Raw genomic sequence first — 3,276 nt, 5'->3', positions numbered from 1 at the left:
GGGCCGGCGCCCGCTCTACTCCCCGACGCCTCTCAGCGCGCGGCCCACCTTCTCGACCTCGTCTGTTATAATGGCGTCGCAGTGGGGGGCCCACCTCAGGGCCTGCTGGGGGTCGTTCACAGTCCACACGTAGACCTTGAGCCCCGCCCTCCTCGCCCTCTCTAGGTAGTCTAGGGCCTTCCCGCCCAGGGCCTCGAGCCCCTCCACGGGCGGGTTTATGGAGTGTAGCCCTATCTCGCCGCTCTTCCTCAGCCCCCACTCGGCCTTCTCCAGGCTGTCCACGTTCAGCCCTATCATTAGCCTGCTCGACAGCTCCCTCGCCCTCACGAGGGCCTCGGGTATGAAGCTTATTAGCACGGTCTCGTCCAGCCTCCCGTGCTCCGCGGCGAGTCTGACCACCTCCCCTACGACGTCCACGTCCTTGGCCTCTACTAGCAAGAGCTTGCCGGTGGGGAGGGCCCGGAAGACCTCGTCGAGTGTGGGGACCACCTGCCCCATCCCGAGGTAAGCCCTCCTGAGCTCGCTAACGCTGCTGCCCTTCACGGGGAGTCTCACGCCCGCCACTCTCTCCGTGTCCTCGTCGTGTATGACGACGGCCCTCCCGTCCCCGGCCGCCCAGACGTCGAGCTCCACGCCGTCGGCCCCGTAGTAGAGGGCGGCCATGAACGAGAGCAGCGTGTTCTCCGGGTACTTCGCGCTGTAGCCCCTGTGGCCTATTAGGAGGGGCCTCACACCCCTACCCCTCCTCCACCCTGCTCTTCGGGTAGAGGCCGAGCATTAACGCCCACACCGCTAGCGGGACGAGCCAGAGGAGGACCACCGTGGCGATGGAGACCTTCGACGCCCACGGTATACTGTAGCCGAGGGACTCGACGAGGTACGCCTTGAGGGCCCCGTACAGCGTCGGCCCGACGCCCCAGCCGAGGCTGTTCAGTATGTTGAAGACCGCGAAGACGGTCGCCCTGTACTCCCTCCTGACCACCTCGCTCAGGACGCTGCTTATGTTCGGGTAGGAGAGCGTGGTGAACATCATGCCCAGCAGAGCGAGGGCTGCCGGGGGCAGTAGGGAGGCTAGACTCTCGTCGCCGTAGGGGTACGGGTAGAGGACGAAGCTGAGCATGACGGCTATGCCTACGGCGACTCCGAGCAGGCTCACCTTCACCCTCCCGAGCACGTCGCCCGCCCTCACCCTCCTGTCGGCGAGGACGCCGCCCGCGACGTGCCCCACTATTATCGAGATCGAGGCGAGCGTGAGTATGGCTGCGGCGACCGCCCTGCCCACCCCCCACGCGTCCTCGAGGAAGTTTACGGCGTACCTTGTGATCGCCCCCCACGGCATCCCCCAGAAGAAGATCAGGACTAGCAGGGCGACCACGGCGGGGGAGGTTATGGACTTGAGGGCGCCCGAGAACCTGTACTCCGAGACCCCGCCCGCCTCTACCCGGAGCCTCCTGTACGCTCTAGAGAGGGCCGCAGCGGCCGCGAGGGTGAGGGCGACGACCAGCGCCCCGAGGAGGGTGTAGCCCAGTCTCCAGGACAGCAGGAGGCCCGTCGCGAGGCCGAGCGGGTAGCCGACCACTGTACTCGCGTAGTAGGCGGCGTAGCCCAGCCCCCTCTTGGAGACGGGTACGGTGTCGGCTATAGAGCCCATTAGAGCGGGGTATACCCCCTGCATCCCTACCGCGAAGAGCGTGAACGCGACTGAGAGGAGGAGGAAGCTCGTCGAGGCTCCGACCAATAAGAGGCCGACCCCCATCAACAGGCCCGAGAACAGTATCGTCTTCACCTTACCGACCTTGTCTGCGACGACCCCCATCGGGACGCTGAGGGCTATCGCTACGATGCTGGGTATGGTGACCAGGTAGAGGCCTGCTATGGCCTCGTACTCGAACTCCCTGCCGGGTATGACCCCCTCCCTCCACATCGGCTTCACGACAGCGGCGTACATGTAGTTGGCTGTGAAGTAGGCGAGGACCAGGAGGGCCAGGAAGACGAGGTGTCTCACCGCCCAGCCACCCCCTACATGCTCCTCTCGAGGAAGGCTAGGAGCCTCTTCTCGTACTCGGCCCTATGCGACCTCCACGCCCCGACGTGCCCGGTGTCGACCACCCAGAGCTCCAGCGCCTTTGTGGCCTCGGAGAGCCTCGAGGCGAGGGAGCGGTACTCCTCGACGCTTATCAGGTCGTCTCTGCTCGGGGCCACTAGGAGGACCGGCGCCCCAACCTTCCTAGCGTACTCGTACATCACGAGCTTGCTCACGGGCACCCCCGCCCTCCTAGAGGTCATGAGGACGATTAGGGGGTAGGACAGCCTGAGCAGCGCCCCCAACGGCCCCCTCACTCGGGAGATCCACCTCCTCCCCGAGGACCTGATGTCGACGTAGGGGCTGTCCAGGACGACGGCGTCGACGCTCGTTTTCGAGGCGGCCATCAGCGACACGGCGCCGCCCATCGAGAAGCCGTAGAGGGCCACCTTCTTGAACCCCATCCCCCTGAGGTAGGAGACCAGGTCTACGACGTCCTCGGACTCCCTGTAGCCCAGCGTGGTTATATCGCCGCCGCTCTCCCCGTGGGCCCTCATGTCGAGGGCGACGACGGTGTACCCCGCCCTCCCCAGCACCTCGATAGCCGGCTTCATGTAGTCCTCGTCCCACTTGCTGGACGTGTAGCCGTGTATCACCACGACGGCCTTCTCCCGGCTGCCCTTGACGAGCCAGCCCTTCAAGGTCACCCCGTCCCTTGTAGTGAAGTTGAAGGGCTCGTAGTCTAGCCCGAGGTCCCTCGGAGTCCAGTTGGACACCCTTCTCGGGGGTCTGAGGAGCCTCCTAGAAGCCGCGGAGGCCACGGCCACCAGTGCGAATGCTAGGACCAGGAGGACCCCGACCAGGATTGAAACGAGTAGTACAAGGACTCCCACAGGAGACACCGATTATTCTTTTTACCGTAAACAATAAAAAGTTTTGTGTAGGCGCTGGGGGCCGGCCTTGGGTGGAGAGAGGTACGTGCTGACGATAGACCAGGGGACTACCGGGACCAGGGTCATGCTCTTCGACGAGGAGGGGGCGCCGGTCGAGAGGGCTTGGGCTTACAGGGAGCACAGGCAGATCTACCCCAGGCCCGGCTGGGTCGAGCACGACCCCCTCGAAATATGGCTGAACACCAAGGCCTGCATCAGAGAAGTGCTCGAGAAGACCGGCGTCGACCCGGGCAGCATAGCTGCCATCGGGGTCACGAACCAGCGGGAGACGGTCGTGGTCTGGGAGAAGGAGACCGGTAG

General features: G+C 64.8%; 4 protein-coding genes. 1 reads left to right on the top strand and 3 read right to left on the bottom strand.

Going from position 1 to position 3,276, the window contains the following annotated elements; all coding sequences use genetic code 11:
* Window positions 1-15: 15 nt before the first annotated feature.
* The 3 genes from ACP5VX_RS06665 to ACP5VX_RS06655 are packed head-to-tail and all read right to left on the bottom strand — an operon-like array spanning window position 16 to window position 2,916.
* Window positions 16-732: a glycerophosphodiester phosphodiesterase family protein gene (locus ACP5VX_RS06665; protein WP_428725102.1), complete on the bottom strand. Its 717-nt coding sequence runs from the start codon at window positions 730-732 to the stop codon at window positions 16-18.
* Window positions 733-736: 4 nt separating this feature from the next.
* Window positions 737-2,005, bottom strand: a complete 1,269-nt coding sequence (locus ACP5VX_RS06660; RefSeq protein ID WP_428725101.1) for an MFS transporter — start codon at window positions 2,003-2,005, stop codon at window positions 737-739.
* A 14-nt stretch (window positions 2,006-2,019) separates the two neighbouring features.
* Window positions 2,020-2,916, bottom strand: a complete 897-nt coding sequence (locus ACP5VX_RS06655; RefSeq protein ID WP_428725100.1) for an alpha/beta hydrolase — start codon at window positions 2,914-2,916, stop codon at window positions 2,020-2,022.
* A 124-nt stretch (window positions 2,917-3,040) separates the two neighbouring features.
* On the opposite strand from ACP5VX_RS06655, the gene ACP5VX_RS06650 reads away from it, so the two are divergent.
* On the top strand, window positions 3,041-3,276 hold a 236-nt coding region (locus tag ACP5VX_RS06650; RefSeq protein WP_428725103.1), incomplete at its 3' end, for an FGGY family carbohydrate kinase.

Origin of the sequence: Thermogladius sp. (assembly GCF_049970955.1) — an archaeon.
Taxonomy (GTDB): Archaea; Thermoproteota; Thermoprotei_A; order Sulfolobales; family Desulfurococcaceae; genus Thermogladius.
The sequence above is the reverse complement of the archived record's forward strand: the minus strand, read 5'-3'. Positions and strand labels throughout refer to the sequence as shown.